The organism is Rhizomicrobium sp. (assembly GCF_056722145.1).
In genome coordinates this window covers 1-25,101 of the sequence record NZ_JBWZET010000127.1, presented here as the reverse complement: position 1 = coordinate 25,101, position 25,101 = coordinate 1, and the positions used below count along the sequence as shown (strand labels likewise).

27 protein-coding genes and 1 pseudogene are annotated in these 25,101 nt (G+C 63.0%); 13 read left to right on the top strand and 15 right to left on the bottom strand.

Features of this window, described 5'->3' with window-relative positions; translation table 11 throughout:
* Nucleotides 1–3 precede the first annotated feature (3 nt).
* The gene (locus AC1P6P_RS07185; RefSeq protein WP_481401772.1) at nucleotides 4–1,260 is read right to left on the bottom strand and encodes a NupC/NupG family nucleoside CNT transporter; all 1,257 of its coding nucleotides are present in this window, start codon (nucleotides 1,258–1,260) and stop codon (nucleotides 4–6) included.
* 89 nt (nucleotides 1,261–1,349) lie between these two features.
* Between AC1P6P_RS07185 and pnuC the strand changes: the two genes are divergently transcribed.
* Both pnuC and AC1P6P_RS07175 read left to right on the top strand, forming a co-directional pair.
* A complete protein-coding gene (gene pnuC / locus AC1P6P_RS07180; RefSeq protein ID WP_481401751.1) occupies nucleotides 1,350–1,928 on the top strand; it encodes a nicotinamide riboside transporter PnuC in 579 nt (192 codons plus the stop codon).
* A gap of 26 nt (nucleotides 1,929–1,954) precedes the next feature.
* A complete protein-coding gene (locus AC1P6P_RS07175) occupies nucleotides 1,955–2,905 on the top strand; it encodes an AAA family ATPase (RefSeq protein WP_481401750.1) in 951 nt (316 codons plus the stop codon).
* Here AC1P6P_RS07175 and AC1P6P_RS07170 read toward each other — a convergent pair.
* Complete coding sequence (locus AC1P6P_RS07170; protein ID WP_481401749.1) at nucleotides 2,902–3,804, bottom strand: hypothetical protein; 903 nt, start codon at nucleotides 3,802–3,804, stop codon at nucleotides 2,902–2,904. The two genes, AC1P6P_RS07175 and AC1P6P_RS07170, sit on opposite strands and share 4 nt — an antisense overlap.
* Nucleotides 3,805–3,887: 83 nt before the next feature.
* On the opposite strand from AC1P6P_RS07170, the gene AC1P6P_RS07165 reads away from it, so the two are divergent.
* A complete protein-coding gene (locus AC1P6P_RS07165; protein ID WP_481401748.1) occupies nucleotides 3,888–5,087 on the top strand; it encodes an acyltransferase family protein in 1,200 nt (399 codons plus the stop codon).
* An 82-nt stretch (nucleotides 5,088–5,169) separates the two neighbouring features.
* The gene (locus tag AC1P6P_RS07160) at nucleotides 5,170–6,393 is read left to right on the top strand and encodes a hypothetical protein (protein ID WP_481401747.1); all 1,224 of its coding nucleotides are present in this window, start codon (nucleotides 5,170–5,172) and stop codon (nucleotides 6,391–6,393) included.
* Here AC1P6P_RS07160 and AC1P6P_RS07155 read toward each other — a convergent pair.
* Nucleotides 6,365–7,333 carry a sensor histidine kinase gene (locus tag AC1P6P_RS07155; RefSeq protein ID WP_481401746.1) on the bottom strand — a complete coding sequence of 323 codons (969 nt, stop codon included), beginning with the start codon at nucleotides 7,331–7,333 and terminating at the stop codon, nucleotides 6,365–6,367. The two genes, AC1P6P_RS07160 and AC1P6P_RS07155, sit on opposite strands and share 29 nt — an antisense overlap.
* Nucleotides 7,334–7,517: 184 nt before the next feature.
* Between AC1P6P_RS07155 and AC1P6P_RS07150 the strand changes: the two genes are divergently transcribed.
* The gene (locus AC1P6P_RS07150; RefSeq protein WP_481401745.1) at nucleotides 7,518–8,201 is read left to right on the top strand and encodes a polysaccharide deacetylase family protein; all 684 of its coding nucleotides are present in this window, start codon (nucleotides 7,518–7,520) and stop codon (nucleotides 8,199–8,201) included.
* Here AC1P6P_RS07150 and AC1P6P_RS07145 read toward each other — a convergent pair.
* Nucleotides 8,198–9,091, bottom strand: coding sequence for a LysR family transcriptional regulator (locus AC1P6P_RS07145; RefSeq protein ID WP_481401744.1), 894 nt, complete (start codon nucleotides 9,089–9,091; stop codon nucleotides 8,198–8,200). The two genes, AC1P6P_RS07150 and AC1P6P_RS07145, sit on opposite strands and share 4 nt — an antisense overlap.
* A gap of 91 nt (nucleotides 9,092–9,182) precedes the next feature.
* Between AC1P6P_RS07145 and AC1P6P_RS07140 the strand changes: the two genes are divergently transcribed.
* From AC1P6P_RS07140 to AC1P6P_RS07125, 4 genes are all read left to right on the top strand, one after another.
* Nucleotides 9,183–9,935, top strand: coding sequence for an SDR family NAD(P)-dependent oxidoreductase (locus AC1P6P_RS07140; protein ID WP_481401743.1), 753 nt, complete (start codon nucleotides 9,183–9,185; stop codon nucleotides 9,933–9,935).
* 113 nt (nucleotides 9,936–10,048) lie between these two features.
* Entirely contained in the window at nucleotides 10,049–11,443 is a 1,395-nt protein-coding gene (locus AC1P6P_RS07135) for a peptide MFS transporter (protein ID WP_481401742.1), read from the top strand.
* Nucleotides 11,444–11,694: 251 nt separating this feature from the next.
* The gene (locus AC1P6P_RS07130) at nucleotides 11,695–11,856 is read left to right on the top strand and encodes a hypothetical protein (protein ID WP_481401741.1); all 162 of its coding nucleotides are present in this window, start codon (nucleotides 11,695–11,697) and stop codon (nucleotides 11,854–11,856) included.
* A gap of 197 nt (nucleotides 11,857–12,053) precedes the next feature.
* Nucleotides 12,054–12,245: a hypothetical protein gene (locus AC1P6P_RS07125; RefSeq protein ID WP_481401740.1), complete on the top strand. Its 192-nt coding sequence runs from the start codon at nucleotides 12,054–12,056 to the stop codon at nucleotides 12,243–12,245.
* A 37-nt stretch (nucleotides 12,246–12,282) separates the two neighbouring features.
* Here the strand turns inward: AC1P6P_RS07125 and AC1P6P_RS07120 are convergent, their stop codons facing one another.
* The 3 genes from AC1P6P_RS07120 to AC1P6P_RS07110 are packed head-to-tail and all read right to left on the bottom strand — an operon-like array spanning nucleotide 12,283 to nucleotide 17,014.
* The gene (locus tag AC1P6P_RS07120) at nucleotides 12,283–13,767 is read right to left on the bottom strand and encodes a SpoVR family protein (RefSeq protein ID WP_481401739.1); all 1,485 of its coding nucleotides are present in this window, start codon (nucleotides 13,765–13,767) and stop codon (nucleotides 12,283–12,285) included.
* Entirely contained in the window at nucleotides 13,767–15,071 is a 1,305-nt protein-coding gene (locus AC1P6P_RS07115) for a YeaH/YhbH family protein (RefSeq protein WP_481401738.1), read from the bottom strand. The genes AC1P6P_RS07120 and AC1P6P_RS07115 overlap by 1 nt, the downstream gene beginning before the upstream one ends.
* Nucleotides 15,071–17,014, bottom strand: a complete 1,944-nt coding sequence (locus tag AC1P6P_RS07110) for a PrkA family serine protein kinase (protein ID WP_481401737.1) — start codon at nucleotides 17,012–17,014, stop codon at nucleotides 15,071–15,073. Before AC1P6P_RS07110 ends, AC1P6P_RS07115 begins: the two co-directional genes overlap by 1 nt.
* A 576-nt stretch (nucleotides 17,015–17,590) precedes the next feature.
* On the opposite strand from AC1P6P_RS07110, the gene AC1P6P_RS07105 reads away from it, so the two are divergent.
* Nucleotides 17,591–18,142, top strand: coding sequence for an N-acetyltransferase family protein (locus AC1P6P_RS07105; protein WP_481401736.1), 552 nt, complete (start codon nucleotides 17,591–17,593; stop codon nucleotides 18,140–18,142).
* Between the two features lie 68 nt (nucleotides 18,143–18,210).
* Here the strand turns inward: AC1P6P_RS07105 and AC1P6P_RS07100 are convergent, their stop codons facing one another.
* From AC1P6P_RS07100 to AC1P6P_RS07090, 3 genes are all read right to left on the bottom strand, one after another.
* Entirely contained in the window at nucleotides 18,211–18,507 is a 297-nt protein-coding gene (locus AC1P6P_RS07100; protein WP_481401771.1) for a hypothetical protein, read from the bottom strand.
* 186 nt (nucleotides 18,508–18,693) lie between these two features.
* Complete coding sequence (locus AC1P6P_RS07095; protein ID WP_481401735.1) at nucleotides 18,694–19,230, bottom strand: SixA phosphatase family protein; 537 nt, start codon at nucleotides 19,228–19,230, stop codon at nucleotides 18,694–18,696.
* Entirely contained in the window at nucleotides 19,227–19,637 is a 411-nt protein-coding gene (locus AC1P6P_RS07090; protein WP_481401734.1) for a tellurite resistance TerB family protein, read from the bottom strand. Before AC1P6P_RS07090 ends, AC1P6P_RS07095 begins: the two co-directional genes overlap by 4 nt.
* A gap of 127 nt (nucleotides 19,638–19,764) precedes the next feature.
* Here AC1P6P_RS07090 and metZ point away from each other — a divergent pair, with 127 nt between their 5' ends.
* From metZ to folE, 3 genes are all read left to right on the top strand, one after another.
* A complete protein-coding gene (metZ, locus tag AC1P6P_RS07085) occupies nucleotides 19,765–20,964 on the top strand; it encodes an O-succinylhomoserine sulfhydrylase (RefSeq protein ID WP_481401733.1) in 1,200 nt (399 codons plus the stop codon).
* Between the two features lie 67 nt (nucleotides 20,965–21,031).
* Complete coding sequence (gene apaG, locus AC1P6P_RS07080) at nucleotides 21,032–21,424, top strand: Co2+/Mg2+ efflux protein ApaG (RefSeq protein ID WP_481401732.1); 393 nt, start codon at nucleotides 21,032–21,034, stop codon at nucleotides 21,422–21,424.
* Nucleotides 21,425–21,485: 61 nt separating this feature from the next.
* Nucleotides 21,486–22,100 carry a GTP cyclohydrolase I FolE gene (gene folE / locus AC1P6P_RS07075; protein WP_481401731.1) on the top strand — a complete coding sequence of 205 codons (615 nt, stop codon included), beginning with the start codon at nucleotides 21,486–21,488 and terminating at the stop codon, nucleotides 22,098–22,100.
* Between the two features lie 28 nt (nucleotides 22,101–22,128).
* On the opposite strand, the gene AC1P6P_RS07070 is transcribed toward folE, so the two are convergent.
* From AC1P6P_RS07070 to AC1P6P_RS07050, 5 genes and pseudogenes are all read right to left on the bottom strand, one after another.
* Nucleotides 22,129–22,680, bottom strand: coding sequence for a hypothetical protein (locus AC1P6P_RS07070; protein WP_481401730.1), 552 nt, complete (start codon nucleotides 22,678–22,680; stop codon nucleotides 22,129–22,131).
* Nucleotides 22,677–23,252 (bottom strand): ComF family protein, encoded by a 576-nt coding sequence (locus AC1P6P_RS07065; RefSeq protein ID WP_481401729.1) that lies wholly within the window; start codon nucleotides 23,250–23,252, stop codon nucleotides 22,677–22,679. Before AC1P6P_RS07065 ends, AC1P6P_RS07070 begins: the two co-directional genes overlap by 4 nt.
* 99 nt (nucleotides 23,253–23,351) lie before the next feature.
* Nucleotides 23,352–24,254, bottom strand: coding sequence for an Hsp33 family molecular chaperone HslO (gene hslO / locus AC1P6P_RS07060; protein WP_481401728.1), 903 nt, complete (start codon nucleotides 24,252–24,254; stop codon nucleotides 23,352–23,354).
* A gap of 33 nt (nucleotides 24,255–24,287) precedes the next feature.
* Nucleotides 24,288–24,887, bottom strand: coding sequence for a cysteine hydrolase family protein (locus tag AC1P6P_RS07055; protein WP_481401727.1), 600 nt, complete (start codon nucleotides 24,885–24,887; stop codon nucleotides 24,288–24,290).
* 80 nt (nucleotides 24,888–24,967) lie between these two features.
* Nucleotides 24,968–25,101, bottom strand: a pseudogene (locus AC1P6P_RS07050) (ornithine carbamoyltransferase); the annotation flags it as partial.

The following is a 25,101-nucleotide window of genomic DNA, read 5'->3' as shown; positions in this document are numbered from 1 at the left end:
GCATTAAGACACCGGTAATAACCCGATGATCGAGGCGGTCAGCCCACTCGCCATGGTGCCGGCGAGGAGTGAGCGCATCACCAGCGGCACCACTTCGTCGCGGCGCGTAGGTTCCAACGCACTCATGCCGGCGATGACGATGCCGACCGAGGAAAAATTCGCGAAGCCGCACATCGCGTAAACGCAGATCAGCGTCGAACGCGGATCGAGCGTGCCGGCAGCCAGCCTGGTGAGGTCGATATAAGCGATCAGCTCGTTGAGGATCGTCTTGGTGCCGAGCAGACTGCCGGCGGTGGTGGCCTGATCCCACGGCACGCCATAGAGCCAAACGATCGGGGCAAACACCCAGCCGAGCACGCGCTGCAGCGTCAGCGGCGCGCCGGCGACCTGCGGCCCATGCGCGAGGATCATGTTGGCGAGCGCCACGAGGGCGGTCACCACGATCAGCATGGCGATGATCTGCCAATAGATCTTGAGCCCGACCTCGGTGCCGTGACTGACCGCATCCATGCTGGAGCGGTATTTCATCTCGTTTTCCGATGCCGTGTCGGTCGCCGCCTCGCCCGGAATCATGATGCGCGCGATGACGATGGCGCCGAACAGGCTCATCATCGAGGCGATCAGAATGTGGCCCAGCGCGCCCGGCAGCACCGGCTTCAGGATCGTGGCGTAGAGCACGAACACGGTGCCGGCGACGACGCTCATGCCGACCGTGAACATGATGAAGAGTTCGGACCGGTTGAGCTTGGCGAGATAGGGGCGGACCACCAACAGGCCTTCGACATTGCCGAGGAACACGGTGGCCGCTCCGCCGAGCCCGACTGCACCGCCGATGCCGAGCACGCGCTTCAGCACCACCGCGATCCCCTTCACGACGACCGCCAGAATCCGCCAGTGCCACAACAGCGCCGATAGCGCCGAGATCACGATCAAAAGCGGCAGCACGCCGAACGCGAAATTGATGAAGGCGGGCGGATTGGTGATCGAGAACGGCGCATCGCCCTGGCCGATATAGCCGAACACCAGCGAAGTGCCCGCCTTAGTCGCCTCGGTCAGCGCCGCTACGATGCCGTTGAGGGCGAACAATGCGTCGCGCGCCAGCGGGACTTTCAACAGCAGCACCGCCAGGGCGATTTCCACCGCCAGGCCGGCGACGACGGTGCGCACCGGAAAGGCGCGCCGGTTCTCCGACACCGCCCAAGCGAGGAAAATGATGAAGCCAATGCCGAGCAGGGATTGCGGATGCAGGCCGAGCGACATAGAGGAAAGGAGTTCTTGCACCTGCACACCCCGCTTTGGCGCCCCGGACGGGGCCGATCCGACCCGACACTAGCCGCAAACGGATGCCGATGTCCCCCACCGAAATCATTGCCGCCCTGCTCGGCCTGATCAACGTCTGGTTGGTGATGCGCCGCAACGTCTGGAACTACCCGTTCGGGCTCGCCATGGTGACGCTTTATGGCTTCGTCTTCTATGAGGCGCGGCTCTATTCCGACACCATCCTGCAGGTCTATTTCTTCCTCGTGCAGATTTTCGGCTGGTGGTACTGGCTGAAAGGCCGCGGCGACGACGGGCTGGTGCGCCCCGAAACGCTGACCGCGGCGGGCTGGATCGTGTCGGTGATCGCCGTGGCGGCCGGCACCGCGCTGGCGGGCTGGTTCTTCGCCACCTACACCGATGCCGCCGCGCCCTGGCTCGATGCCTTCATCGGCGCCGCCTCGGTCACCGCCCAGACGTTGCAATCGGCGCGCAAGATCGAAAGCTGGCTGTTCTGGATCGCGGTCGATATCGTTGCCGTCGGCGTCTATTGCTGGAAGGGGCTGTACCCGACCACCGCCCTCTATGCGATTTTCCTGGTGTTGTCGGTGGCGGGTCTTGTTTCCTGGCGGCGACAATTGAAGCCCCATCCGGTCGAGGTATTTTCGTGAGCCGCGGTTTTCTCCTGGGCAAATTCATGCCGCCCCAACGCGGCCATCAGATGCTGTGCGATTTCGCCCGCGCCTATTGCGACGAACTGACGGTGCTGGTCTGCACCCGCGCCGGCGAGCCGATCGACGGGACCTTGCGCGCAAACTGGATGCGCGAACTGGTGCCGGGCGCCCGCGTGGTCCATTTCGACAAGGACGTTCCGCAACAACCCTCCGAGCATCCCGACTTCTGGCGCATCTGGCGCGAGATCGCGACCGCGGTTCATCCCGAGCCGATCGATTTCGTCTTTACCAGCGAATCCTATGGCGGCCGGCTGGCGGAGGAACTCAGCGCGCGCCATGTGCCGTTCGATCCCGACCGCCTCGCCGCCCCGATTTCCGGCACCAAGGTGCGCGCCAATCCCTATCAGCATTGGGACTTCCTGCCGGCACCGGTGCGCGCCCATTATGTCAAGACGGTGTGCCTGTTCGGGCCGGAATCGACCGGCAAATCGACACTGGCCAAGCGCCTAGCGGCGCGTCTCAACACCATCGCGGCACCGGAATACGGCCGCACCTATTGCGAAGTCTTCGGCACCTATTGCACCGCCGACGATCTGCGCAATATCGTCAAGGGTCAGGCGGCGCTCGAGGTCGCGGCGAAGCGCCAAGCCAATCGCCTCCTCATCCTCGACACCGACCGGCTGATGACGGCGCTGTGGGCCGACATGCTCATCGGCGTGCGCCCGCCCGACCTCGATGCGGTGGCCGAGACCGCCGATCTTTATCTTCTCGCCGACATCGATATTCCGTGGGCGGACGATGGCACGCGCTATTTCCCCGGCGATGCCGCCCGCCAGCGCTTCTATCGCATCTGCCGCGAAGAGCTGGAAAAGCGCGGTCTTGCCTATGAGACCATATCCGGCGACCGCGACGGCCGGCTGAACGGCGCCATCGACGCCATCAACCGCCATTTCCCGGAGCTGGGCGGGGTTTAGGTTTTCGCTTTACGCATATCGCCGAGGCGCGCCAGAGCCCAAAAAATCATCATCAGCACCGTGCCCATGACGAAACCGCTGATGGCGAGTGTGACGGCAAAGAATATGGCAAAACCCTCGGCCAAGCCGACAACCGGCTGCAGCAGTCCATAGAGCACAAAGAAACCGGCGAACGTCAGGCCGAAGCGGGCCATCGAAATCGCCAGCGCACCACCAAATCCGACCTGGCTCCACAACAGCGGCTTCTTCTTCAGGATGCGTTCAGCCACCATCGTTTCAAGTGCAATGCCGGCAAGCCAACCCGCCCCGAGCGTGAGACCGATATATGGCTCGGAAACGAAATGGGCCGCAACAAATCCGGCCGCGAAACCGGCGCCGACGCAAACGATCTGCAGCGGGAGACGCTCCTTCAGCCATTCCCCCACTGTGCGATAACGCTCGGCCGCCTGGGCGGGGTCATAGCGGCTATGCCAGCGCCGGAGTTGATAGGTCACCAGCACGGCACAGCCGAACGTTATCGCCAGCAGCACCGGCACCAGGACGAATATCCGAGGCAGGAATTCCGCCGAACAACCGGAAAACAGCGCCGACAGGAACAGGCTCGAATAAGTGATCCAGCTCCATCCGGCGACGACGATGAACGGCATCTCGGCCATGCGCTCAAGCGTGCGCCGCATCCACTCGTCCGGGGTGATGCGCTCGCCTGATCCGAACGAGGCGATCAACCCGCCGAGCGGCGAAACGAGAAAAAACGCCGCCAGCACGGCCAGCAGGTTGAGCGGCTCAGCGCCATGGCGCCACCACAGCGTGAAGCCGACGAGCGGCGGCAATACCGCCAGCATCACCCCTTCGATGCGCCGTTGTGGGCGCGATTTCTCGGCAACCAGTCTTTCGGCCATGGATACCCCCGCTCTCGTGCATTGCCAGTCTAGCATACCCCTGGCATGAATAGGACTTGTGAGACTCCACCAAGGGGGACGGCGTGACGGGGCGGCCGGTCGAGATCAAGGCACTTGCCGGGGCGCGGGCATTTCCGCCGCTGATCCTGGTGCTGTTCCATTATTGCGAGGGCACCAAGTACCGCAGCATCGACACCGCCGTGTGCTCGACCAGCTGGTGGAACTGGTTCTTTACCTGCGCCAAATGGTTCGATCTGCCGGTGGCGCACGGCTATATCTGGGTGGAATTCTTCTTTGCGCTCTCCGGTTTCATCCTGATCCACGTCTACGGCGCGCGCACCGCCGAGTTCTGGCGGTTGAAGGGCGGGAGCTATTTCACCTTCCTGAAAGCGCGGCTGTCGCGGCTGTACCCCGTGCATTTCGCGACGCTGATCTTGATGCTGCTGTTGATGTGGACGCTGAACCAGCTGTCCTATTGGGGCGGCTATCTGTCGATCTATCACCAGCCGTGGGCGCCGATTAACACCTGGCCGAGCTTCGTCGCCAACCTCTTCTTGGTGCAGGGCTGGAACATCTATCCGGTGCTGACCTGGAACGGCGCGTCGTGGTTCGTGTCGGTCGAATTCCTGCTCTGCCTGATGTTCCCGCTCTATTTGCGGGTGTCGCGCGGGCGCTGGTGGATCGGTGCGGCGCTGGTCGGCTTCGGCGTGTCGTGGCTCCTGTTCTTGGCGGCGGCGGGCGGCCATGGGCTCGACGTGACCTTTCACGACGGCATTTTCCGCGGCATGGCCGGCTTCGCGGTCGGCGTGGGACTGGCCGTGCTGTATCGCCACGCCAACAAATCGGGCGCCGATGCGCTCCCCGACTGGGTGTTCCACGCGGCGCAAGCCGTGGCGCTCGCCTATCTCTACTGGGCGACCTATTGCACCGGCTGGAACCACACCGTCAACGATCTATGGACGGCGACCGCGCTGTTCGTGCTGATCTTCGTGCTCGCGTTCGACCGCGGCTTTCTCGCCAAGGCGCTGTCGCAGCCGCTGCCGCTGAAGCTCGGCGAATGGTCGTATGCCATCTACATGGGCCAGACCTTCTGGCTGCAGGCGATCCGCTATTTCCAACAGCGCTGGTATCCACCCGCCGATACCCTGATCTTCGGCACCCGCTTCGCCGCCATCATGTGGTGGTTCGAGCCGATGCTGCTGGTTGGCATCTGCGTCGCCTGGGGCGCGCTGTTGACCATGCTGGTGGAGCGGCCGGCGCATCGGTTCTTGCGCAAGCTGTAGCTGCGCGTTTCGTCCGATGGACTCACGCGGGCATTGGTGCAAAACCGCCTCCAGGGCAATTCCGGGGGACGCCACGCACAACATGAACACAACGCTCAAAAAAGCTTTGATCGGCTTCGCCACAATGGCCATCGCCTATGCGGCCGCAGTGCTGCTGGTGCACGGTCCCGCTGACACCGACACGACCATTCTGCGCGTGGTGATTGGTGTGGTAATGGGCCTCTTCTACGTGGTCTATTTCATCCCGCCCGTCACCAACCTGGTCGAACGCCACGCCCAGGCGGTGAAATGGACGGGCATTGCCGTCACCGTCGCCGGAATTGCCGCGCCGATCATGATGGGCGTGCTGGGCGACGGCGGACCTCCGTCCGACAGTGTGACGGCCACCGGCACCGGCGTCGCGATGATCGGTTTCCTGCTCGCCTTCATTCCCGGGCGGCTGCCGGAGCTGCGCCGGGCCCAGGCGGCCCAACGCGACAAGAAATTGAAGAAAGAGCAATCCGCCGGCTTCGACCCGATTTCTTCCGGCTGGTCGGCGACCGGCTTCGTGTACTCAAATTTTGCCGTGTTCCTGCGGCTGTGCGGCAGTTGGGTGGTGCTGATCATCGCCGGAACGGCCGTCAGTCTCTATGTCGCGGTCTGGATCGCGGCCGGCGAACTGGTGCCGCTCGATCAAGTGCGCGCCAAGATCGACGCCGTCGTGCTGGTGCTCGGGCTGCTGCTGCCGTTTCAAGTGCTGCTGGCGATCGGCGTTCCAGCCGCACTCGTGGCATGGCATCGCTTCGTCGCCGGCGAGGCGCACCGCGGCATTGCGTTGCCCGGTCGGGCGGCACTGCGCTATCTCTGGCGGCTGTGGATGGTCTCGTTCGCCTTCGGCGCCATCAGCCGATTGCCCATGACCAATGCCGCCAATCTCGCCGCATTTCTCGGCACCAGCCACGTTGCGGCGGTCGGCTATGCCCTGTTCGCGCTGTTGCTGCTGTTGGCGATCGTCACCGGCAGCATGTTCGCGCTGGTGCTGCCGGCGATCGCGCTTGGCCGTCGCGATTTCAAGGGTGGGGATTCGATCCGCCTGGTGCTGCGCTTCCGCTTCCGTTTCGCATTCGGATTCATCATCGCGCTGTTGCCGTTCACGGCGCTGGCGGTGGGGTGCATTTGGCTGCTGCTCAATGCCGCCACGACGACGGCGATTTTTGGTGCCGCGTTCGGCGCCGCCGTCCTGGGAATGATGGCACTGGCGAGCGGCGCCACCTATCTCAGCCGCGCCTACGCGATGCTCACGCCGGCCAGCGAAACAGCGCCGTAATCGTTCGGTCCTCGACCGCGTAGCGCACGGTGCAAGCCCGATCGTTGCCGAGCGCGTAGCGGATGAGCTGGGTGCCGAGGCCTTCGTCGCGCGCCGGCGGCGTCGGTGCCGTTTCGCGCCATTCCAGCACCACGGCACCGTCGTCCGCGCGCCAGCCGAGCGACACCGGCCCCAACCCCTCCGCCAGCGCGCCGTATTTCATCGAGTTGGTGCAGAGCTCGTAGAGCGCCATCGACAGGCCGCCGACGTGGCGCGCCGGCACCTTCACCTCGGGACCGTAGTGCACCAGGAGCCCTGGATTGGGCAGGAACGGCGCCAGCGCCGCTTTGACGACATCGGCAAGCGCCACATCCGACCAGTTGCTCTGCACCAGGACGTCCTGGGCGAGACCAAGCGCGATCAGCCGCGCCGACAACACGTCGCGATAAGCGGTGACGCTGTCGACCTCGCGCGCAAGCTTGGAGGCGATCGCGTGAATCACGGCGATGAGGTTCTTGATGCGATGCACGGATTCGCGCGCGGCCCGATCGCGGCGCAACTCGCTTTCGACCAGCGACTCCTGCGCCAGCCGTGCCTTGCCGACGATCCACGCCAGGAACGACGACAGCGCCGCATAGATCGCCAGCGTCGCCAGCGTGCGCGGCGAAAACAGGCCGCCCGTCGGCATGAAAAAGCCCCACGTCAGCACCAGCGTCACGCCGGTGACCGCGAGACCGATGCGCGGACCGCCGAGCAGCGCCGAAATCGTCACCGAGGCATAGAAGGTGATGAACGGCGGCAGCGGCGCGCCGACCGCGGCGTCGAGCATCGGCTTCGCCACTAATCCCGCCAGCACCAGCGCCGCCGCGATCAGCCACGCGGTCGTCGAATCCGGACGCGGCCACGACCGCCCACTCCAAACGGCAAGCGATCCGACCCGGCGGAAAAGCGTCTTCATCATCGCAGCCCCAAACTAGTGCGAATACTTCGCAAATGCGCAGGCGATGGTAAACGACGAAAAGTGGTCGAACCGCAATGACGTTGCGGAATATCAGTTTTGCTCGCGTACAATCCCCCTGCGGCGTCGGTGCGCCGCACGAGCGCGGAAAAGTCGCCTATTCTGGCGCCCTAGGCGGGGGATCACGATGAAAGCGTGGCTGGGACTGGCGTTGGGATTGGCGGTTGTCGCCCCGGGGGAGGCCGACTTGGTCCTCAAGCTGCCGACCAATGAGCGCGTCGTCGCCCTGACACTCGACGCCTGCGAACAGCAGCGGCCGATGAAGCTCGACACCAGCATCACCAATTATCTGGTGGCACATAAAATCCCGTTCACGGTTTTCCTCTCGGGCATGTTCGTGCGCGACAATGCCGAGGCGGTGAAGAAGCTGTCGACGCTGCCGTTCGTCGAACTGGAAAACCATTCCTGGGATCATCCGTTGCGCATGCAGGTGCTGTCGGATGAGGATTTCCGCAGCCAGCTGTTGCAGACCGACGCCGAAGTCCGCCGCGTTACCGGCAAGGGCACGGCCTTCTTCCGCTTTCCCGCCATCAGCTACAACGCCCGCACGCTGAAGCTGGCCGAAGACCTCGGCTTCACCGTGGTGCACTACCGCTGGGAGACCGGCGATCCCGACAGAAGCGAGACCGCCGGCAAGATCATCGCCGAAACGCTGGCGCGGACGCGGCCCGGCGACATCCTGATCCACCACGTCAACGGCCGCGGCTGGCATTCCGGCGAAGCGATGCCCGGCGTCGTGGATGGCCTCCTCCAAAAGGGCTTCCGCTTCGTGCTGCTGCGCGATTACCTCATGGACCGGCGGGCGCGTTAGCCGAGCTTGCGGCGGAATTCTCCGGTCAACCAATCGAGGAAGACGCGCACACGCGGCGACATCAGGCGGTCGCGCGGGAACAGCAGCGATACCGGCGTCGGCGATGGCGGCGTGTCGCGCAAGACTTCCACCAGCCGCCCGGCGGCGAAATCATCCAGACGCCCATAGGCCGGGGCCTGCACCAGTCCCAGCCCCAGCAGCGACGCCGCGCGATAGCTTTCCGCCGCATCGACGGCGAGCACCATCGGCAGCATCACCGTCTTCAACTCACCTGCGACCATGAATTCGAGCGGCAGCACGCCGCCGGTCGCCGACGAGCGGAAGCCGACCATGCGATGGCCGTCGAGCCGATCCCAGCGCTCGGGCATACCATGGCGCGCGATGTAGTCCGGCGAGGCGCAGGTCACCTCCGGCAGCAACGCCACTTGGCGCGCCACCAGATCGGTGTCACGCACCGTCCCCACCCGCACGACGCAATCGACGCCTTCAGCCACCGGATCGATGAAGCGGTCGGTCTCGCTCAACTGCACCTGCAGACCGGGATGGGCGGCGAGGAAACCGGGCAATCCGGGCAGGATAACGCGGCGCGCCAACGAGCCCTGGGCATCGACCCGGAGCTGCCCCTTCGGCTCGGCGCCGCGGAAGGCGGTTTCGGATTCCTCGAAATCGGCCAGCAGCGCCAGACAGCGGCGATGATAGGCCTCACCATCGGGCGTAAGACGGACCTGACGGGTGGTGCGCTCCAGCAGGCGGACGCCGAGGCGCTCCTCCAGCCGCCGCACCGCCTCGCTGACCGTCGATGCCGGCAGGCCCAGATCGCGCGCGGCGGCGGCAAAACTCGCGCGCTCGGCCACCCGGACGAACACCTGCATCGTCTCCAACCGATCCATTGTGCGGAAATTCCGAATAGTGTCGGCAAAAATTGCCAGATTACGCGGATAATTGGAATAGCTATGGTGGCGCTCAACCAAGGAGGCTTCCATGACCCCAATCGCCCTCATCACCGGCGCCAGCCGCGGCCTCGGCCGGGCCGGAGCGTTGGCCCTCGCCGCCCGAGGCGTCGCCATCATCGGCACCTATCATTCCAACAAGGCCGAGGCCGACAAGACCGCCGCCGATGTCGCCGCTGCCGGCAGCCGCGCCGTGATGCTGCCGCTCGACACCGGCGTCGTCGCCGAATTTGCCCCCTTCGCCGAAGCGGTGCGCGCCGCGCTACAGACGTTCGACCGCGAGCGCTTCGATTTCCTCGTCAACAATGCCGGCGTCGGCCTGCACAAGCCGTTCGCCGAAACCACCGAGGCCGATTTCGACCGGCTGATGAACATCCATTTCAAGGGCGTCTATTTCCTTACCCAGACGCTGCTACCGCTGATCGAAGACGGTGGGCGCATCCTCAACATCTCGAGCGGACTGGCGCGCTTCGCCCTGCCCGGCGCGTCGGCCTATGCCGCTATGAAGGGCGGCGTGGAGGTACTGACGCGCTATCTCGCCAAGGAACTGGGACCGCGCCGCATCGCCGTCAATACGCTGGCCCCCGGCGCCATCGAAACCGATTTCAACGGCGGCACCGTGCGCGACAACAAGCAGGTCAACGCCTTCGTCGCCTCGGTCACCGCGCTCGGCCGCGCCGGCAAGCCCGACGACATCGGCGGCGCCATCGCCGCGCTGCTCGATCCCGGCAGCGGCTGGATCACCGGCCAGCGGGTGGAAGCCTCGGGCGGCATGTTCGTGTAAGGCGCTAACCATGTTTGGGGGCGGGTGATGGTCCGCCCCCGGACATCGTGACCGGCTTGTCAGCCGAGAGCACACGGGCGACAGTGCCGGCGCGTCAGAACCCGAGGCCGCCCGTGACCATCGCCAAAGCCAAACCGACCTTCCTCGGCCATCCCATCGGCCTGTTGTGGCTGTCGGCGTCCGAGTTCTGGGAACGCTTCTGCTATTACGGCATGCAGGCGTTGCTGACGCTCTATCTCTTCAATTACCTGTTGAAGCCGGAGCACATTGGCCAAGTGTGGGGCTTCGAGAGCTTCCGCCACGCGCTCGACTGGCTGATCGTCCATTTCCCGTTGATCTTCAAGAAAACGGACATGGCCTATGCCTCGTACACGTCGCAGCTTTATGCGGGGCTGGTCTATGTCACGCCGCTGATCGGCGGGCCGATCGCCGACCGCGTTCTGGGCCGTACCGTGACGGTGACGATCGGCGCGTCCTTGATGGTTGCCGGCACCTTCCTGCTCGCCTTCAACCCCACCTTCCTGTGGGGGCTTGCATGCCTGCTCGGCGGCGTCGGCTGCTTCAAGGGCAATATCGCAGCCCAGGTCGGCGATCTCTATCCCCGCACCGACAACCGCCGCGCCGATGCCTTCCAGATCTATTTCATGGGCATCCAGTTTGCAGTGGTGTTTTCGCCGCTGGTGTGCTCGACGCTGGGCGAGAAGTACAACTGGCATTGGGGCTTCATTGCCGCCGGTATCGGCATGGCGATCGGGCTCATCATCTATCTCCTCGGCCGCAAGACCTTCCCGCCCGAACCGGTGCGCCAAGCCGCCAAAGCGGAGCCGAGCGAACCGCTGACCAAGCGCGAGTGGGGCGCGCTCATTCTTCTGGTGCTGCTGCTCCCGGTGCTGGCATTCTCGATCGTCGGCAATCAGCAGATCTTCAACGCCTATCTCGTCTGGTCCGGCTACAGCTATCAGATGACCTATGGCGGCTTCACGGTGCCGTCGGGCTGGATGATGTCGTTCGACGCCATCTTCAGCTTCGTCACCATGACCGGCGTGATCGCCTTCTGGCGCTGGTACGCCAAGTACCGCGCGGAGCCCGACGAAATCACCAAGATCACCATCGGCGTGATCATCTCGATGTTCGCCCCGCTGATGCTGGCCGGAGCCTCGACCGTGTTCGCCGCCACCCATCATCCGGTGAGCCTGATGTGGGCGGTCGGCTTCCACCTGATCAACGACCTTGGCTTCGCGATGGTACTCCCGGTCGGCCTCGCGCTGTACTCACGCGCCGCGCCCAAAGGCCTCGGCGGCACCATGCTGGCGATCTATTACCTGCACCTGTTCTTCTCCAACACCCTGATCGTCGGCCCGCTCGGCGGCCTGCTCCACACGATGCCGGACAGCCAGTTCTGGATGCTGCACGTCTACATCATGGCCGGTGCGGCCGCGGTGCTGATCGTCGTGAAGCTCCTCTTCGGCCACCTGCTGGCCCCGACCAAGCCGGTGGAGGCGACCTGACAGGGCTGTCACACTACTGTTAAGTTCTGACTAGGTGCGCGCGGCGGGATGTCAAGGTTCGCAACCATGCCGCGCGCGCATAGCCGCCCTTGTGTGCAGTGCAGCATAAAAAACATTGTACCCGCGCATCTCCCACCTATCTGAAGGACGTGTCCAGGACGAACGGTCCAAAGCGGACCGGCACCTGGGACCCTACACTGAAGGAGTGGGTAAAAATGACTAGCAATGTCAAAAGTGTAATTGGGGCCAGCTTGCTGACCTTGGCTGTCCTGGGTGGCGCCGCCACCTATTTGACGAGCACCCTGCGGACCCCCGCCAACGCCACCGTCGCGCTTGACAGCGTCATCACCGAGCATAGCCAAGCCGGCGACCGCCACGCGGAAGTGATCGTCACCGAGGGGCAGGCATCTTAATCGTCCCGCGGTGCCGAGCCGCCCGGAAGGGCCGGAGAGCCGCTGGATTGCCAAGCCATGCCGAAATCGCATGACCCTTAATTTGGCAAGTTTCCGGAATACCATTGTGGCGCAAATGTGGCAGGCGTATTGTCTCTCCTGAGGCTGGTTAATGGTGGCGCGAACAAGCCGCCAACTAGCCCAGGATGGAGACAGCCATGGATGAATCCTACTCGTCGACTTTGAAGTCGATCGGCGCCATCGTTCTCACCCTCGTCCTGTTCCTCGGGGTCGGCTACTACGTCTACGAATCCTTGTTCGTGGGCCCGGCGCCGCAGCAGAACGAAGATGTCGTCGCCACCGCCCCGGCCGCTCAGCCGGCAACGACCGATCAGAAGAACCCGTCGTAATCGCTGGCGCGACCGGTCGGACACACGTCAGGTCGCGCTAGTCCGCGAGTTCTTCGAGTACGACATCGTGGCCCCACAGCCGCTCGATATGGGCCACCACAGAGTCTTTGGTGGCCTGATGCAGCGGTACGCCGCGATGCATCTTGTGCTCGAGAAATAGCGTCCGGTCGCCCTTGAGATCGGCGTCGACCACCTGGATGTTGGGATCGGCGATCCCGCTGTCGTATTGGCGCGCGAGCAAGCTGCGCACCCCCCGATATCCCCGCTCATTGTGGATCGCATTGACCCGGTAGGCGCCGTCGTCGGCCTTGTCGTAGAGCGCGAACAGGCGGAAATCGCGGATCAGCTTCGGCGACAGGAACTGCTCGATGAAACTCTCGTCGCGATAATTGGCCCATGCGTCCTTGAGCGCACCGACCCAATCGCCCGAGCCGGCGAGAGCGGGAAACCAGTCGCGGTCCTCGGGCGTCGGATTCTCGGCAATGCGGCGGATGTCGGTCATCATCGCGAAGCCGAGCGCGTAGGGATTGAGACCGTTATAGCGCCGGTCGTCGAATTCGGGCTGCAACACCACCGAGGTGTGGCTGTGAAGGAATTCGAGCAGCGATCCCTCGCTGATCAGGCCGCGGTCGAACATCAGATTCATGATGGCGTGGTGGATGAAGGTGGCGCAGCCCTCGTTCATCACCTTGGTCTGGCGCTGGGGATAGAAATACTGCGCCATGTTGCGCACGATGCGCAGGATTTCGCGCTGCCATGCCCTGAGGCTGGGCGAATTCTTCTCGATGAAATAGAGAAGGTTCTCCTCCGGCAATTTCATGTCGCCGTCGAATTCGTCGTCTTCCTCCGGCGTCGGCGGCGCGGCAGGCGGCTCGATCCCGGCCGGCAGGGTGCGCCACAGGTCGTTGTACGCCTCCTCTTCATAGGCGGCCCGCAGGCGGCGCTTTTCCAGTACCCGCTCACGCGACGGCTTGGGCGGACGACGATAGCGGAAGACGCCCTGGTCCATCAGCGCATGCGCCGCATCGAGCACGAATTCGACGTCATCGCGGCCGTAACGCTCCTCGCAGCTGGCGATGTAGCGCTTGGCGAAGGCGAGATAATCGAGAATGCCCTCGGCGTTGGTCCACTGCCGGAACAGATAATTGTTCTTGAAGAAATGATTGTGGCCGAAGGCGGCGTGGGCCATGACGAGGGCCTGCATCGTCATGGTGTTCTCTTCCAGCAGATACGAGATGCACGGGCTCGAATTGATCACGATCTCGTAGGCGAGCGCGGAATAACCGGCGCGGTACATGGTGTCCTCGCGCGCGAACAGCTTGCCGAAGCTCCAGTGATGATACATCAGCGGCATGCCGAGCGAGGAATAGGCGTCGAGCATCTGCTCGGACGAAATGATTTCGACCTGGTTGGGATAGACGTCGAGCTTCAGATCGTTGAGCGCGATCTCCTCGATCGCCTTGTAGGTGCGATCGAGACTGGCAAAATCCCATTCGGCTTCGGAGAAGAGAAGACCGGCCATCACGCCTCGGCTTTCTTGAACAGTTCGCGGAACACCGGGAAAATGTCGGCGGGCTTGGAGATGCGCTTGGTGGCGAAGTTCGCCCACTCGGCGGCGACGGTGCGATAAGCGCGCCACAGTTCGGCGCCGGAATCCTCGGACGCAAACACTTCCATTTCGCGCTCGTCGAGGATTTCGATGTAGGCGTAATACTGGCACAGCGGCATCACGTCTTCGTTGAGCATTTCCACGCAGCGCCGTGCATCGCCCGACTGGGTATAGCCGTCGCTGGCCTGCGCCGCGTAGATGTTCCAGTCCGAGGTGGTGTAGCGCTCACGCTGGATCTCCAGCATCTTGTCGAGCGCCGTCGATACGATGGTGCCGCCCGACTGGCGCGAATAGAAGAACTCCTGCTCGTCGACCTCCTGCGCGTCGTGGGTATGGCGGATGAAGACGATGTCGACCTTCTCGTAGCGGCGCCGGAGGAACAAGTGCAGCAGCATGTAGAAGCGCTTGGCGAGGTCTTTTTCGCGCTCGCCCATCGATCCCGACACGTCCATCAGGCAGAACATCACCGCCTGCGACGTCGGCACCGGCTGCTCGGTGTAGGAATTGTAACGCACGTCGACCGGATCGATGAACCCGACCCATTTGCGCCGCGCGGTGGCGTAGGCAAGCCTCTCTTTCAGCGCGATGATCTTCGCCCGCGCCTCTTCGGTCTCGTTCTCGCGTTCGAGCGCCTCCAGCTCGGCCTGCATCGCCTCCACATCGCGTAGCGACGGCCGCCGCAACGCCAGTCGCCGGCCGTGCGCATTGCGCATCGTGCGCACCAGATTGATCTGCGACGGCGATCCCGCGGTGCTGATGCCGGCGCGCTTCCATTGCTTGCTTTGCGTCTCCTTCAGCGTCGTGCGCACGAGGTTCGGCAGTTCGAGGTCCTCGAAGAAGATGTCGAGCACCTCGTCTTCATTCATGACGAATTCGAAATCGTCCTCGCCCTCGCCGGAATCGGCCGCCTGCTTGCCGCTGCCGCCGCCCTGGCCTTGCGGCTTCTTGATCTCGTCGCCGGGCATGAATTCCTTGTTGCCCGGCAGCACAAAATCGCGTTCGCCCGCACTTTTCGGATCAAGCCGGAAGCGCGGCTCCTTGGTGCCCTGTGTCGACACCTTGATCTTGCGTTCCTTGCCGATGTCGGCGACCGCCGCATCCTTGAGCGACTTCTGCACCGCGTCGCGAATCTGCTGGCGCGCGCGGCGCAGGAAGCGCTGGCGGTTGGCGAGCGACTTGCCTTTCGGATTCAGCCGCCGGTCAATGAAATAGGTCATTACCCCGCCTTGTTCACTCGCATGTACCATTCCACCAGCCGCCGCACCTGACGGCCGGTGTAGCCGCGGGCCAGCATGCGCTTGACGAACTCGTTGTGCTTGGTCTGGGTGTCGCTGTCCTTTTTCGACTCGAAGCTGATCACCGGTAACAGGTCTTCCACTTGGGTGAACATTCGCTTCTCGATCACCGAGCGGATTTTCTCGTACGCCGTCCAGGCCGGATTCATGCCGTCGTGGGTGGCGCGGTAGCGCAGCGAGAACTTCACCACCTCGTTGCGGAAATCCTTCGGATTGGCGATGCCGGCCGGCTTTTCGATCTTCGACAGCTCGTTGTCGAGCGCGCCGCGATCGAGCAACTGACCGGTGTCGGCGTCCTTGAAATCCTGATCCTCGATCCAGGCATCGGCGTAGGAGATGTAGCGGTCGAACAGGTTCTGGCCGTATTCGCCGTAGCTTTCGAGATACGCCTTCTGGATTTCCTTGCCGATGAACTCGGCATAACGCGGCGCCAGATCGGCCTTGATGAATTCGAGATATTTTTTCTCGGTGTCGTCGGCATATTGCTCGCGGCGGATCGACTGCTCGAGCACGAACATCAGGTGCACCGGATCGGCCGCCACTTCGGTGACATCGTAGTTGAAGGTCTCCGACAGCGACTTGTAGGCGAAGCGGGTGGAAATCCCCGTCATCCCTTCATCGATGCCGGCCTGGTCCTTGTACTCCTGCAAGGTCTTGGCCTTGGGATCGGTATCCTTCAGCTTCTCGCCGTCGTAGACGCGCATCTTGGAGATGAGGTTCGAATTCTCATGCTCCTTGAGCCGGGTCATGACGCAGAACTTGGCGAGCATTTCCAGCGTCTCGGGCGCGCACGGCGAATTCGACAGCTCCGAGCCCTTGAGCAGCTTCTTGTAGATCTCGGTTTCCTCGCGCACGCGCAGGCAATAGGGCACGGTGATGACGCAGATGCGATCGAGGAAGGCTTCGTTGTTGCGATTGGCCTTGAACACCGTCCATTCGGCTTCGTTGGAATGGGCGAGGATCACGCCGGAGAACGGAATCGGCCCCAGCGTTTCGGTGCCGACGTAGTTGCCTTCCTGCGTCGCGGTGAGCAGCGGGTGCAGCACCTTGATCGGCGCCTTGAACATCTCGACGAATTCGAGCAGGCCCTGATTGGCGCGGCACAGCCCACCCGAAAACGAATAGGCGTCGGGGTCGTTCTGGCTGTAGTGCTCGAGCTTGCGGATATCGACCTTGCCGGTGAGCGAGGAGATATCCTGGTTGTTCTCATCGCCCGGCTCGGTCTTCGCCACCGCGATCTGCCGGAGCTTGGACGGATACATGCGCACGACTTCAAAGCGCGAGATATCGCCGCCGAATTCGTCGAGGCGCTTGACCGCCCACGGGCTCATGATGCCGCCGAGCCGGTGCTTTTCGATGCCGTACTTTTCTTCGAGCAGCGTCTGCAGTTCGGCGGAGCGGAACAGGCCGAGCGGCGATTCAAACACCGGACTGATCTCCTCGCCGGCCTTGAGAACGTAGATCGGATTTTTCTCCATCAAGTCCTTGAGACGCTCGGCAAGCGAGGATTTGCCGCCGCCGACCGGACCGAGGAGATAGAGAATCTGCCGCTTCTCTTCGAGGCCCTGCGCGGCGTGCTTGAAGTAGCCGACGATGCGCTCGACGGTATCTTCCATCCCGAAGAAACCATCGAAGGCCTTGTACATCTTGATAGTTCGGTTGAAGAACAGCCGTCCAAGGCGCGTATCCTGCGCGGTGTCGACCAGTTCCGGTTCGCCGATCGCGTCCACCATGCGCTCGGCAGGGCTCGCGTACAGCATCTTGTCGTCGCGCGCGGCCAACAACCAGTCGCGCAGCGACATCGTCTCAAAGCGCTCGCGCGCGTAATCACGCGTAAAGATGTCAAAGACATCGAGAGTACCCATCGAAACTCCGTTCCTTCCGCAGCCGCCCTCATGACCGGAAACGGTATGAGCCCAGAGGCGTCACGGATTTGTATGTAAGTGCGATTATTCCCCCGTTTCGGAATTGTTCCAAGGGTCAAACCGCTGCGATTGCATGCCTTTCATGTTGCTGCTGATGCCCATAACTCTCCATCCCGCGATGCACCTGCGCGCATCACAGCGTTAAAACGCCCGGTCTCTCCCCTCATTGCGCCGTTCACATAAACGCTTTCACGCTGTGCTTGGTCCCATCGGGACGACGGCGATTAGAAAGAAGTGTATCGTGATTTGGTCCCGTTCCAAAGACTGCTGCGAAGATTGTCGAACACGCGTCACTCATTCGACACGCGCCTTCCGTTTGGGCAAGCCCGCCAGACTTCGCACAACGCTTCGGCATATTAAGGGTTAAACGCGCTCGCATTCCGCGCGGCCAGCGGCGATCGCATTGCGTACAAAGCGTTCAGGCGTTTGCGGCCATTGACGTGCGTCCTGCAACACATTCAAAAAAATATTGTGAAGCGCTTGCGAGCCTGATGTGATCGCGCAAAGCTTCTGACCATGAGTAACCTAGCGCATCATATCCGTCAGGCTCGGCCCGAAGATGCCGCCGACGTGGCGCAGGTCTATATCGACTCCTGGCACGACACCTATCCCGGCGTGCTGCCGAGCGCCCTGCTCCGCGCGATGACGCCGCGCGGTCAGACCGCCCGCTGGGAAGCGGCGATCCGGTCACAATCGCGCGAATTCGTTCTGGTGGCCGACAGCAGCCAGGGCATCGTCGGCATGGCAAGTGCCGGCCCGGCGCGCGATCGCGACCTCGGCTTCGAGGGCGAGGTCTATACGCTTTATGTCGATCCGGCCTATTTCGGCTTGGGCGTCGGCCGCGCGCTGCTGAAGAGCGCCTTCGCATCGTTGCGCAAGAGTGGCATGGCGAACTGCGTGATCTGGGCCCACGCCAAGAACCACGCGCGCTTCTTCTATGAAGCGATGGGCGGACGGCTGATCGCCGAGCGCACCGCAAAGCTGATGGGCGAACCCTGCCCCGAGGTCGCTTTCGGCTGGAAGGTCTTGGCGCTGGCCGAGCGCACGGCGGCGCGTCCGACATCGTAACCCCCAAAAAGGAAAGCGGCGCCCCGCCGTTCGGGAACGCCGCCTTGTCCTTGTCGCGCGTGCGCTTTTTACTGCGGCGCGAACTTCACCGGGACCTTGATGGCGCCGGTGCGGCTGCCGATCGGCAACACTTCGGCGACGCACATCGCGGCCTTATCGAAGCCATTGGCCGGCGCCGGCGCTTCCAGCACCTTGCAATCGCTCAGCTTGCCGTCGGCCGCGTTGCACTCGAGCATCACGGTCGCGCTCAGTTTCGGATTGGCAAATTTCGTGGCACAGGCCGTGAACTGTTCCGCCAGACCCGCCGCCGACGCGCCTGCCGTGAACGCCATTGCCGCAACCGCCGCGGTCAACACCGCTGTCATCGTCTTCACTGGATACCCCTTTGTTTTCAACCGTTCTGGTACCGGTATCGTTGTCCGGCACATGGGGGATTAGACCTGCCCTTATTAACGGCAACTTGCCCAAAGGAGGTTCAAGTATGGCAGCTCGATGAATGGTTACCTGAACGGTAACGCGATCGGCAAAATGCGCGAGAGTTGGCGGCCGGGTCAGTCCGGTCCGCGCAGATCGCGCGGGCGCACGTAGGTGAGCAGCTCGCCTTCACCGCGCTCGGCCGCACTCCACAGGTCGACATCGAATTCCAGAATCGCCACGGCGGCCGTCGGATAATCGAGCTCCAACAGCTGATGCAGCTTGCGCGTCTTGGTATCGCCCGGCGGACGCGCCAGCTTGCGGGCGCTCTCTTCCAGCCCCGGATTGTGACCCACCACCAGCAGCGTGTCGGCATTGTCGCGGACCTGGCGTACCAGATTCACGATGGTCAACCAGCGCGCGAGATACAGCTCCGGCAGATGGCGCATGACCGGCGCCGCGACCAACTGCGCCGCGACGAGAGTAAGCGTTTCACGGGTGCGCAACGCCGTCGAGCACAGCACCAGCTCGGGCGCATAGCCCTCTTCGTTGAGGAACTGGCCCATGCGGATGGCATCGGAGCGGCCGCGGTCGGCCAATCGCCGGTCACGATCCTCCAGCTCCGGCGACGCCGGAACGGCCTTGGCATGTCGCAGTAATACGAGCCGCTTCACGATACCTGATACCGGGCGCGCGCACCGCGTTCGAGCGCAGCGGCCACCAGTTTGTCCAATCCCAACGCGCGACGCAGGTTATCGATCAGACGAATCTCTTCCAACGCGACGCGGCGGTCGCTGAGCGCAGTCTCCAGCGCGAGCCAGTAGGCGGTTTCGCGCAAAGGTTCAGACAACGCTTCAGTGACCAATCCGAGAATGGCCGAAAGCCCTTCCGGCTCCTGCAGGATGGCCGAACAATCCGCCACGGTGGCGCCGAGCCGGTCGGGATCGAAGCCTTCGAAGACCGGCAAGCGGCGCGTGAGGTCGGCCATCGCTTCCACCTCGCGTTCGTGGATCGAACCGTCGGCGGCGGACACAACCACCATGACATAAACCAGTGCGGCTTGAGGGCTGATCGTGTTCATCTCGGGAATCGCAGTGAATTTCCAGTCCGTGTTTACGGGAACTTGACCCACCCCGGCAAGGCTCGCATGGTTCCGCCGCCTCGCCCCTCCCTGGGGAGCGAGCCCCATGCATGACGATTTTGGAAGAATGACGACACAAAAGAACCCGGAAAACTGGCGCCCTCGGACCCTTGCCGTGCGCGGTGGACAGATTCGCACCTCTTTCCAGGAAACCGCCGAAGCGCTGTTCCTGACCTCGGGCTTTGCCTACGACGCCCCCGAGGAGCCGGAAGCCCGCTTCAAGGGCGAAGCCGACGGCTACACCTACAGCCGCTACGGCAATCCCACCGTCACGATGTTCGAGGCCCGCATGGCGGCCTTGGAAGGCGCCCCGGTCGCCCGCGCCACCGCCAGCGGCATGGCGGCGGTATCAGCCGTGTTCCTGTCGAGCCTGAAGTCCGGTGACCATGTGGTGGCCGCGCGCGCCATGTTCGGCGCCTGCCGCTTCGTGGTGGAAGACATCCTGAAGCGCTTCGGCATCACCTCCACTATTGTCGATGGCACCGATCTCGATGCCTGGGCCCAGGCGATCACGCCGGCGACCCGGATGCTGTTCCTGGAGACGCCCGCCAACCCGACCCTGGCCATCGCCGACATCCGCGCCATCGCCGCAATCGCGACCGATGCCGGCGCCCGCCTGATGGTCGACAACGCTTTCGCCAGTCCGGCCCTGCAACGCCCGATGCAGTTCGGCGCCCATATCGTGGTACATTCCTCGACCAAGTACATCGACGGTCAGGGCCGCGCCATGGGCGGCATGATCCTGTGCCACGAGGATTTCCTCTCCGAGCACCTGCAGACGTACTTGCGCAACACCGGTCCGACGATCGCCCCGTTCAATGCCTGGCTGCATCTGAAAAGCCTGGAAACGCTGGATTTGCGCATGCGCGCGCACTGCGCCAACGCCGCTGCAGTGGCCGATTTCCTCGGTGAACAGAAGGGCGTCAAGCGGGTGCTCTACCCGTTCCGCGACGACCATCCGCAAGCGGCGCTGGCCAAGGCGCAGATGGATGACGGTGGCGGTATCGTGACGTTCGAGATCGACGGCGGCAAGGATGAGGCCTTCGCACTCGAGCGGGCGCTGAAGCTGATCGACATCTCCAACAATCTCGGCGACGCCAAGAGCCTGATCACCCATCCCGCCACCACCACGCACTCCAAGCTGACGGCGGACGCGCGCGCCGAGCTCGGCGTCAGTGATGGCATGCTGCGGATGGCGGTCGGTCTCGAAGACGCGGCGGACCTCTGCGACGACCTGGCAGAAGCCCTGTGGTCGATGCGGAAATAGCGTTAGCGCGTTAACCTCGGTGATCAGAACGCTTGCCCTTTGCCACGGCAGCGGGCTAACTCGGGCTATGTACGAGCGCGTGACACGGGGGATCCGGGTGGCGGTCGAGCCAGCGTACCTGGATGACCAATCAGACCCCGAAGAGGGACAATTCCTCTGGTCCTATACGGTAACGATCGAGAACAACGGGCCGGAGCCGGTTCAGTTGATGTCGCGCTATTGGCACATCACCGATGCCGTCGGGCACATCCAGGAAGTGCGCGGCCCAGGCGTGGTCGGCGCCCAACCGGTGATCGATCCGGGCAAGACCTTCCAGTACACCTCGGGATGTCCGCTGCCGACCGCCTCGGGCCACATGGTCGGGCGCTATCAGATGAAATCGGCCTCCGGCGAGGCGTTTGAGGCGGAAATCCCGCCCTTCATCCTTGAAAGTCCGCACGAGCGCCGCCAAGTACATTAATATTGGCAGTGTTCAGATCGATTTGCGGCCGCGCCCATCGTCGGCAGCAGAAAGGCGCCCGATGTCCGAAATCCGCAAGCTCAACGCCAACCGTCCGACGCGCGAACAAGCCGAGGAGGCCGTTCGTACCCTGCTGCGCTGGTCCGGCGACGATCCCGCCCGCGAGGGCCTGCTCGACACCCCGTCGCGCGTGGTGCGCGCCTACGAGGACTGGTTCTCGGGCTACCAGGAAGACCCCGAGGAATATCTCAAGCGCACCTTCGAGCAAGTGGAAGGCTACGACGACATGGTGGTGCTGAAGGATATCCGCTTCGAAAGCCACTGCGAGCACCACATGGCGCCGATCATCGGCCGCGTCCACATCGGCTACATGCCCAACAATCGCGTCGTCGGGATTTCCAAACTCGCCCGCGTGGTGGACACCTTTGCGCGCCGCTTCCAGGTGCAGGAAACCATGAACGCCCAGATCGCCGAATGCATCCAGCGCGTGCTTGAGCCGAAGGGCGTTGCGGTGGTGATCGAAGCCACCCACCAATGCATGACCACCCGCGGCGTCCACAAGCCGGGCGTGACGATGGTGACCTCCACCGTGCACGGCGCCTTCCGCACCAACCCCTCCACCCGCCGCGAATTTCTCCATGTGATCGGCAATCCGACCAGCAGGAATGAGGGATGAGGCGTTCTACAGTCGCGCAGCCGCGAAGCTACAAGAATGACGGTGTTGAAGCTCTTCGGGCAATCCCCAAAGGCAACCTGACTTTTCGGTCAATCTCATCGAGGATTTCACTGTTACAGGTGCTCAATAACGCAACAAACTGAATTTCAGAGCAGAGGTTGTAAAACCGCTTCGTGGGGACGTGGTATACAACGACTTTCTTCCCGTCTTTCAAAAGCTCCGACATATTTGCTACAGACCCTGAGCTTGCCCCGTCCCATACGACGAAACCGAAATCTGCGACCTTGGCCATCGCCTTGTCTTTCTGTTCATAAGCTAGGCGCCCTGAAAGACCGTGGGGAAGTGGGATCGCTGTTACGGACCATCTGCCTACATTGTTTCGGCAGTGATCCCCGGCACAAAATACTGTTACATTCGCGTACGAAATCGACGCCAGATAAGACTGCATCGCCTTATCCGCACCGTTCGCATCTCCGATCACAATTCCGAGATTGGTCGAAGCCATATTACCGATGCGACCGCGAACCTCATCGGCCAAGCGGCAGATTTTTCTTGAGCCAGACAAAAATACGGTAGTCACCGGTTGCTCCGTGTCTTTGTCATTGTGAGAACCGATACTGATGATGCCTTACCCTGTGAATAAAGCAAATCCGTAGCCACCGAAAGCGTCGAACCCGACCGATACAAATCGTCGATTAGAAGGATCTTCAGGCCTGATACATCAGGTATACCGGAGAGCGAAAGAGCGCTTCGGAGCCGGTCGTTGCGTTCAATCGGGTCTGATGTACCTTTCAGCTCTTCGTCTCCGCCATTTAGCAGCAATTCTGAGAATACCTTCACTCTTCGGCGCTTACCCAGAGCTTCGGCTATCAGTTCCACAGCTTTAACCGGCCGGTTTTTCTTAGTTGTGGGAATAGGCACAAGACAATCAAAGCCCTCGATCCCTCCGATCCCGTCGAGCATCTCGACGATGCGCGGAATCGCCTCCCGGCTGAAATGATATTTCAGTTCGTAGACAAGCTGGCCCATCTCGCTCCTGGTGTTGTCGAAGCGATCATGGCCGTATTGATCCATCCCAAGGTGGCTGCTTGATACTGTGTGAAGATCAAATGCCTTGCCCGATTTCCAGTTCCCCAGCAAAGTGATAGCCATGGTGCGCCCCCCTTATTCGCGAGAGCAGTCTACCATTAATTGGAGCCACCGGAGTCTACTGTGCCACTGCCATGATCTGCAGCTAAATCAGTCGGATAGTTAATTAACCCCCGCCTTGCCGATTTCGTGCACGGCGCCGCAGAATTCGCATTTGGCGCGGATGACGCCGTCGTCGTCGGCGAGACCGGCGCGGTCTTCGGCGGTATAGGAGTGGAGCACGGCGGCGATGCGTTCGCCGTTGCAGTCGCAGCGGAAAGCGATTTCCTCGGCCGGCAGCACCCGCACTTCTTCCTGGTTGAACAGGCGCCACAGCAGCGTTTCGGCGCTGAGCGTGGTGTCGAGGAGTTCGATGTCTTCCACCGTGGCGGCCAGCGCCATGAGGCGGTCCCAATCATCGGGGCCGCGCGCGGCACCCGGGGTCGTCTGCAGCATCAAGCCGCCGGCGCGCCACTGTGGCTCCTTTGAACCGGGCGTGAACACCGGCGCGGCGGCGAGGCGGATCAGCGTCGGCAACTGCTCGGACTGCTCGAAATAGATTTCAGCCGACGCGGCGATGCCCTTGGGCGACAGATCGACGATGCCCTGATAGGTCTTGCCGCCGCGCAACGGCTCGATGGTGATCGCGAGCGCGCCCTTGCCCGTCAGTGCCGCAAACAAAGGCTTGTCGCCGAGATCGGCCGCGGCATCGAGGCGCGCGAACCCGCGCACGCCCTTGGGCTTGCCGTCGGAGGCGCCGTAGTAATCGGCCGCCACCAGATCGAGCGGTCCGTTCGACTTGGTCTGCACCGTGAGCCGCCCGTCGAGCTTCAACGCAGTACCGAGCAGGACCGACAGCGCCAGCACCTCACCGGCCACGCGCGCGGCGGGCTCGGGCAAGGCATGCACGCTGAGGGCGCGCGCCGAGGTGGCGTCGAGCCGCACGAAACGGCCGCGAATCCCGGCCGGGGCAACATCGAACGGCAGGACGAAATCGCCCGCCGGGGCGTTCTGATAGGTTTCCATGGTCGCAGGGATATAGGGCTTCGGCGACGAAATTCAATCGCTGCCCGTATCACCCAGAATTTGTGCCGCCGTGAAGATGCCCGCGAAGCGGTCGCCGAGCGCGGCAAGTTCCGCCTCGTGCACGGTGCGGGCGGGAACGATGCCGCCGAGCCCGGGCAAATCGCGCGAGGCGCAGGCGTCGGCGACCACCGTCGAGACATAGGCGTAATCGAGCGCCTGGCGGACCGTGGTCGAGACGCACATATGGGTCATGAAGCCCATGAAGATGACGGAGCGGCCGCCGGCGCCGAGCCGCACGTCGAGATCGGTCTGGAAGAAGCTGGACGGGCGCGGCTTTTCCACCACCTCCTCGAAAGCGGCCGGTTGCAACTGCGCGATCGGCTGGCCGCCCCAGCCGGCGTGGTCGAAGGTGCCGCCCTTGGAGCCCTTCTGCAGGACATGAATGATGCGGCTGCCGGCAACGCGGGCGGCATTCAACATGCGCTCGGCGACGGCAATGGCGGCCGCGGCATCGGGTAATTCCAACGGACCTTTGAGGTATTCGTTCTGATAGTCGATCAGCACCAGCGCGGAGTCGGCCAGCTTGGGCAAGACCGGCTCGCGCCCGGCGAGGGAAAGAAGGGTTTGCGGCATGACTATCCCCTCATGCACTTGTTCTCGCCGCACGACTGGACGATGAGGAATTTCTCATCGCGCTTGCCGATGACAAGAACCTACAGCTTGCCCAAACACCACTGCATGATCGCCTTCTGGGCGTGGAGGCGGTTTTCGGCCTCTTCCCAGACGGCGGTCTGCGGGCCGTCGATGACATCGTCGGTCACTTCCTCGCCGCGATGCGCCGGCAGGC